The organism is Nostoc sp. (assembly GCF_036917515.1).
GTDB lineage: Bacteria > Cyanobacteriota > Cyanobacteriia > Cyanobacteriales > Nostocaceae > Nostoc.
Map to the genome: position 1 here is coordinate 114,276 of NZ_JBALDE010000103.1, position 6,957 is coordinate 121,232.

Sequence of the window (6,957 nt, forward strand, 5' to 3'; positions counted from 1 at the left end):
AATTAAATTTACTGACTGCAACAGATTTAATTCTTACTTGCTCTTAGTTGCCCACAAGCAGCATCAGCTTCTAAACCACGGGAATAACGGACACTAACAGCAGTATTTTGCTGCTTGAGAACGTTCACAAATGCTTGAATGCGATCGCGGTTGGGGCGTTTGTAGTCTACTTCTTGGATGGGGTTGTAGGGAATCAAATTCACATGACTTTGGAATCCTCGCAAGCATTTTGAAAGTTCCAATGCATGTTCTGGTAAATCATTTACACCAGCGAGGAGAATATATTCAAAAGTAACCCGGCGCCCAGTGATTTCTACATATTCTCGACACTCAGCCAGTAAATCTTCCAGAGGATAGGCGCGGGCGCTGGGGACGAGTTTTTCTCGTAGTGCTTGGTTGGGTGCGTGCAGACTTACAGCCAGAGTGATTTGCAAATTGTTTTGCGCGAACTGACGGATGCGATCGCGAATCCCCACTGTAGAAACTGTAAGCGATCGCTGTCCTATACCGATATCTTGATTCAGTGATTTTAGGGCTGCTAGGACATTCTCAGTATTCAACAACGGTTCACCCAATCCCATAAACACCACATTGCTAACCCGTTGCTGAAAATCTTCTTGTACAGTCAACACCTGATCGATAATTTCGTGCCGCGCTAGGTTACGCTTGTAGCCTCCCTTACCAGTAGCGCAGAAATCACACGCCATTGGGCAACCCACTTGAGTAGAAACACAAACTGTCAGACGGGCTTTTGGTCCTTCTCCCCTTTCTGCAAAGGTGGGGATGCCAACAGTTTCAATAATTTGCCCGTCTGCTAATTGTAAAAGATATTTGACAGTACCATCGGGTGCTACAGAGCGGTAATGTAAAATTGAGCGCCCAATCGGAACTTCTGCTACTTCTTTGCGCCATTGCTTGGAAAAGACAGAAATATCAACTAGCGATCGCACCCCTTTGTTATAGATCCATTCATGCAGTTGCTTTCCTCTGTAAGCAGGTTGTCCTTGTTGCTGCACCCAAGTGCTTAACTCCGCCAGAGAAGCACCTAGAAGAGGAGAGATTAATGCTGATTTTTCTGAGTTGAAGTCAACCTGAGATACAAGAGGCGTAGCAGACATAAAAAAATCACGAGTTGATATTGGATCTCTATCCTACACCTGCCAGATCGAGTTAGTTTTGACTGAAGAAGACAAGGAATTAACCAAAAGTTGTGCCGTTCCAACCCCACATTGCACCCTTAGCGTCTGCAAACTCAATGTAAATACGATTTTTCGGCACGCCTAGAGTTTGATTAATCTGCTGGCAAAAGTCTTGACTCATTGCTGCGGTTTGATCTGGCTTCATCGTGCCAATGCTCTTAATTTCAATGTAGCAAACCGGGTCTGTATTCCCTGCAAAAGTCATGGGGATTCCTGGTTCAAAAGCAGTCATTACATAAGATTCTGGTTTTCCTAAATGTTTCGCTAACTTGGCTGATAGGTTTAAAAGCATTGACTCAATTTCAGCTTTTTGAGGAGCAGATGCGGAAGTTTGCACTTTGATTAAAGGCATAGTACCGAATTGGAATTTTGGATTTTATTACATTGTTAAGTTTATCGAAATGCAGAGGTACAGAGTACAAAGATTAGGGAGGTGGAAAGCAAAACAGACAAGAAGACAAGGGGAATTATTGAACAAGTCTCTCTCCGAAGTTCTGATGCCTACGGCGGGCTACGCCAACGCCGGAAGCCGGCACTGGTGACTTCTCTCCTTGTCTCCCCCCTCTTCCTCGTCTACTTTGTCTCTTCTCCATGCCCCATGCCCAATATTTAGTTATGAGATGAGCGAAATAGGTGACTATGTTCGGGATGATATAAACGCGATCGCCCTGTTGTTGTCGAAAGTGCTGGACTAATTATATAAAGTGTAGTGCGAATGAGTTTTTCTTGATGAGTACAGTCTGCCATTTGATTCAGGGGGACAATCCTGATTTTTTCATCGGGCCATCCAATGCGAAAGCAAATCGCAATCAGGGTTTCAGCTGGATAGTGTTCGAGTAGTTTAGCTTGGGCATTTTCGACGTGACGCGCACTTAAATACAAGCAGAGGCTAGCCTGATGTGCTGCAAGAGTGGCTAATTCTTCAGTAGCGGGGACTTCTGTACGTCCACTAAGGCGCGTCAAAATAATAGTTTGGACTAAACCAGGAACAGTCAGTTCTATTTTGAGTTTGGCAGCAGCAGCTTGAAAGGCGCTAATACCAGGTATGACTTCAAAAGGAATATTTGCCTCTGCGAGGAGGTGCATTTGCTCATGGATGGCGCTGTAAAGACTAGGATCGCCAGAATGGAGACGGACTAGAGATTTGTGTTGCGATCGCACTCTATCGATCATAATCGCCAAAATTTCTTCTAAAGTCTGATTCGCAGTTCTAATTATCTCAGCATCTTTTCGGCAAAGTTCTAAAATTTGTTCGGGTACTAAAGAATCAGCAAATAAAATTACATCAGCAACAGCCAGTAATTTTTGCGCCTTCACCGTTAATAAGTCAGGATCTCCAGGGCCTGCACCAACAATATACACAGATGGTTCTACAGTATATAGTGTTTTTTTATAGCTTAAGCTTTCTGTATATTTACTTTCAAAAGAACACACGGCAATCCCTCAAAAAAATTTTTTGGCAAATTCTTCAGTATCTTTCCGGATTCACCTTCTTTCCCTAGTAGAGAGTAATGGTAGATGCACCCTGGTTAAGCCCTAGAGAATACTCTGGGGCATTTTTTATTTTTTAGTCATTGGGAATTGAGCATAGGGCATCGTACATTGGGCATGAGTTATTCTTTCTCCCCCTGCTCCCCCTGCTCCCTCATCCCCCCCTCTCCCCATTTCCCTTAAGAGTAGGAACTACATCGGGTAAAGGGCGTTTGAGTAAGTAAAGCCAAGCTAATCCAACTAATCCCAATAGAATTCCTAAACTACTGACTACTTGTGCCATCCGTAATGGCCCCAGCATCAAGCTATCAGTGCGAAAGCCTTCAATCCACAAGCGTCCTAAGCTGTAGGCTGGCCAGTAAATTAGAAACAGTGTGCCTACCTTCAGACGTGGCTTACCGGATAAAGACCGGAAAAACAACGTTATTAATAGCGTAAACACCATTAAATCCCATAGAGATTCGTAGAGGAAGGTGGGATGAAAGTAATCGAAACTAACATACTCTAAAGGACGATGGTCTGGTGGAATATAAAGCTTCCAGGGTAAATTAGTAGGATCGCCAAAAGCTTCAGAATTAAAGAAATTACCCCAACGTCCGATCGCCTGCCCTAAAATCAGCGAAGGTGCTACTAAATCTGCCAGTTGCCAGAAAGAAACCTGCTTGATTCTGGCAAAAATTAACGCAGCTAAAACGCCACCAAGAATCGCTCCATGAATGGCAATACCTCCTTCCCAGATCGCAAAAATTTTTCCTGGGGTTGGGGCATATTTTGACCATTCAAAAAAAACGTAATATAGTCGTGCGCCAGGAATTGCCCCAATCAACAACCAAAAGAACAAATCGCCTAGCAACTCAGGATTAACGTTACGACGCTTTGCCAAATTCTGGGAAAGGATGACGCCAATTAACACTGCTGTCGCAATTAACAAGCCGTACCAACGAATACTTAGTGGCCCTATTTTCACCAGAATCGGTCCTGGAGAAGTAAATTGAAACGCCAAGGGCAAAGTGGGAAAATCCAGTGCCATGAAAAATTACCTAGAAGAGTTCGTTAACTACCCGCGCACTTTACTAAGTACGGAGTTTCTTGTGTCTTGAATACTGTAACTACACTTGAATCTTCCACAACATTGTGGGGACGTAGGTAAAAATCCAGTATTCATATTTAGGAGTCTAGTTCCTAACGCCTAGTTGAGCATAACTTGTGCCACTAAAACAATTGACTTTACCATCCTTACCGAGAGCGCAAGATGGTAGATTTGAGTAAGTTACACAAAACGGTTTCGATATAATCACCTAAATAACTTTGATATATTTAAAATTGTGATTGCTATTTATCCTGGTAGCTTCGACCCTATTACCTTGGGACACCTCGATCTCATCGGGCGCGGTAGTCGGCTGTTTGAGCGGGTGATTGTCGCTGTACTACGGAACCCTAACAAGATGCCACTTTTTAGTGTGGAGCAACGGCTAGATCAGATCCGTCTTTCTACCGAACATCTATCTAATGTAAAAGTAGACAGCTTTGATGGTCTTACCGTCAATTATGCTCAAATGCAACAAGCACAAGTTTTGATTCGGGGTTTACGGGCTGTGTCAGATTTTGAAGTGGAACTGCAAATGGCTCACACCAATAAAACTCTTTCTACCCAAATAGAAACAGTTTTTCTCGCAACCTCAAATGAGTATAGTTTTTTAAGTAGTAGTGTGGTAAAAGAGATTGCAAGGTTTGGTGGCTCTATCGATCATCTCGTTCCCCCACACGTTGCCCTAGATATATACCAATGCTACAATCAGAAATCTCCAATGTTGAACCCAATCTCAACGGAAGCAATCCCTCCTCTCAAGAATATCTCGGTGGAGAGGGAAACATAGATATTCAGCAGGAACTCAATCGTCTAGAGGAAATGGTTCTTTCTAGTCTTAGGATTCCGCTGACGGGACGCACGCTCATAGATGAAGAAAAGCTGCTGGATCAGCTTGATTACATCCGGCTAGCTTTACCATCCCTTTTTCAAGAAGCAGCAGCAGTTGTCAACCAAAAGGACGAAATTCTGCTGGAGGCGGAAGAGTATGGACAGCAGGTAGTTGAGGCTGCACAAGCCAAAAGAGCGCAAATTTTAGCTGAAAGCGATATTATTCACCAGGCAAAACAGGAAGCTGAACAACTGCGGCGACAAGTGCAACAAGAGTGTGAGGGAATAATGCAAGAAACCCTCGCTGAGATTGACCGTAAGCGGTATGCTTGTCAGCAAGAGTTAGAGCTGATGCGACAAACTGCGATCGCTCAGGCTCAAGAAATTGAAGATGGCGCTGATGCTTATGCCGATGGCATTTTGGGAAATATCGAGCAGGATCTCAAACAGATGTTGCAAGTTATCACCAACGGTCGGCAACAACTGCAAATTGATAACCTCACTCAGCGCAATTCACCTCCTGGCAAAAAAAGATAGAGGTTCTAACGAGAGATGAGGAAAAATTATCGGTTGGGTTTCGCTATTGCTTAACCCAACAATTTTTATTAAAGAATACTTTGAGCTTTCCATACTTGAAGCTGAATCTAGCTGGTAATAAATTTAAAATTTTGGCTTGTAATTAAACAGGATTTTTCAAAAATACTTACTTTAGCTCAAGTTTACTTTGGAGCAAATTCAGTTAGTATACTGGGAATTATTTATTTGCTTTTAGCAGTAGGTTACTTGATTTTTATGGTATTTTGGCTAGTCAAACGTGGAGCAAGACTTACGAGTTAGGCTTTAGCGCTTTATATTATCCAAGCGATATTTACACCAATTATAATGTTCTTGTGCGGGGTTTTTTTAACTTTTCAAGGCTGGCAATTAGATCCAATTCTTCAATTTGGGCAACTTTTATTGAGCTTATTAATTATTTACCTACTTATCAAAGATATTGTAATTAATACAGTTTACAAAAATAGGTGATTTTAGCATTAAGAAAATTTAATTAATAATATTTGTATTGAAAAATCAGAAGACTAGGTACTAATTAATGGGAAAAGTACCTAATTCTAATCCCCAATATGCTTCACTGCGATCGCGATTGGTTAATTCGCTTTTGTAATTCGGCTTCAATTTCTTTATCTGTGGTACAAATCACTTTTGGACGTTACTCTAATCTATCCATGAGAATGTGGAAAGCTTCTACATCTTTGAGACGCTAGTGAACCTGATACCGTAACTCTTGATCAGTCATCGCTTAGTAGTTAAAATATGTCATGAAAATACTACTGTGTAAAGATTTATATAAGTAGGTTGGCGTAAAAATTTGTCGTTGGAATAAGGCAAGAGGCAGGAGGGAAGAGGGTTTTAGTCTACTTTATCTTTCTTCACATAGTTTGGTTTTATTGTCCCAACTTACCTAGGACTTCGATTTTATTTAAAAAAAGACTGAGACTGAAAAGCCCGTTTGATAAGGGTTTTATCTGAAATCCTCTTCAGAAATCAGATATATTTCTATATGATTTGCATAATTATCAGAACTAAAACGAATACTAAATAGGTACGTAGTTTTACTACGCGCAAGATTATTCATTAAAGGAGCATTATCCATGAGCACTTTTGGTCAGTATTTTGTAGGTCTGAACAATGGTTTTACTGTCAATAATGGCGGATGGACTAGCTTTGACCAATATCCACGTCAGCTTGGTGATGTCAACGGTGATGGTCGCGATGATATTGTCGGTTTTGGGTATGATGATGTTTATGTCTCTCTCAGTCAAAGCAATGGTACTTTCGTTCAGTATTTTGTAGGTCTAAACAATGGTTTTACTGTCAATGATGGCGGATGGACTAGCTTTGACCAATATCCACGTCAGCTTGGTGATGTCAACGGCGATGGTCGCGATGATATTGTCGGTTTTGGAAGTGGTGAAGTCTACGTCTCTCTAGGTCAAAACAATGGCACTTTCGGTCAGTATTTTGTAGCTTTGGACAATGGTTTTACTGTTAATGATGGCGGATGGACTAGCTTTAACCAATATCCACGTCAGCTTGGTGATGTCAACGGCGATGGTCGCGATGATATCGTCGGTTTTGGAGATGGTGAGGTCTACGTCTCTCTAGGTCAAAGCAATGGCACTTTCGGTCAGTATTTTGTAGCTCTAGATAATGGTTTTACTGTCAATGATGGCGGATGGACTAGCTTTGACCTATATCCACGTCAGCTTGGTGATGTCAACGGCGATGGTCGCGATGATATCGTCGGTTTTGGAGATGGTGAGGTCTACGTCTCTCTAGGTCAAAGCA

The 6,957-nt window shown here is 42.0% G+C and carries 8 protein-coding genes; 4 read left to right on the forward strand and 4 right to left on the reverse strand.

Features of this window, described 5'->3' with window-relative positions; translation table 11 throughout:
- Positions 1 to 26 precede the first annotated feature (26 nt).
- The 4 genes from rlmN to lgt all read right to left on the reverse strand — a co-directional run bounded on the left by rlmN (position 27) and on the right by lgt (position 3,720).
- Positions 27 to 1,118: a 23S rRNA (adenine(2503)-C(2))-methyltransferase RlmN gene (gene rlmN / locus V7K89_RS13070; protein ID WP_335187667.1), complete on the reverse strand. Its 1,092-nt coding sequence runs from the start codon at positions 1,116 to 1,118 to the stop codon at positions 27 to 29.
- A gap of 79 nt (positions 1,119 to 1,197) precedes the next feature.
- The gene (locus V7K89_RS13075; RefSeq protein WP_273763732.1) at positions 1,198 to 1,551 is read right to left on the reverse strand and encodes a phenylpyruvate tautomerase MIF-related protein; all 354 of its coding nucleotides are present in this window, start codon (positions 1,549 to 1,551) and stop codon (positions 1,198 to 1,200) included.
- Between the two features lie 257 nt (positions 1,552 to 1,808).
- Complete coding sequence (cobM, locus tag V7K89_RS13080) at positions 1,809 to 2,633, reverse strand: precorrin-4 C(11)-methyltransferase (RefSeq protein WP_335187669.1); 825 nt, start codon at positions 2,631 to 2,633, stop codon at positions 1,809 to 1,811.
- Positions 2,634 to 2,844: 211 nt separating this feature from the next.
- Positions 2,845 to 3,720: a prolipoprotein diacylglyceryl transferase gene (gene lgt, locus V7K89_RS13085; protein WP_335187670.1), complete on the reverse strand. Its 876-nt coding sequence runs from the start codon at positions 3,718 to 3,720 to the stop codon at positions 2,845 to 2,847.
- A 295-nt stretch (positions 3,721 to 4,015) separates the two neighbouring features.
- Here lgt and coaD point away from each other — a divergent pair, with 295 nt between their 5' ends.
- The 4 genes from coaD to V7K89_RS13105 all read left to right on the forward strand — a co-directional run.
- Positions 4,016 to 4,567 (forward strand): pantetheine-phosphate adenylyltransferase, encoded by a 552-nt coding sequence (gene coaD / locus V7K89_RS13090; protein ID WP_335187672.1) that lies wholly within the window; start codon positions 4,016 to 4,018, stop codon positions 4,565 to 4,567.
- Positions 4,477 to 5,145, forward strand: a complete 669-nt coding sequence (locus V7K89_RS13095) for a DivIVA domain-containing protein (RefSeq protein WP_335187674.1) — start codon at positions 4,477 to 4,479, stop codon at positions 5,143 to 5,145. Before coaD ends, V7K89_RS13095 begins: the two co-directional genes overlap by 91 nt.
- Before the next feature lie 342 nt (positions 5,146 to 5,487).
- Positions 5,488 to 5,634: a Ycf66 family protein gene (locus tag V7K89_RS13100; protein ID WP_335187694.1), complete on the forward strand. Its 147-nt coding sequence runs from the start codon at positions 5,488 to 5,490 to the stop codon at positions 5,632 to 5,634.
- Positions 5,635 to 6,260: 626 nt separating this feature from the next.
- A partial coding sequence (locus V7K89_RS13105) for an FG-GAP repeat domain-containing protein (RefSeq protein ID WP_335187676.1) occupies positions 6,261 to 6,957 on the forward strand: 697 nt, incomplete at its 3' end.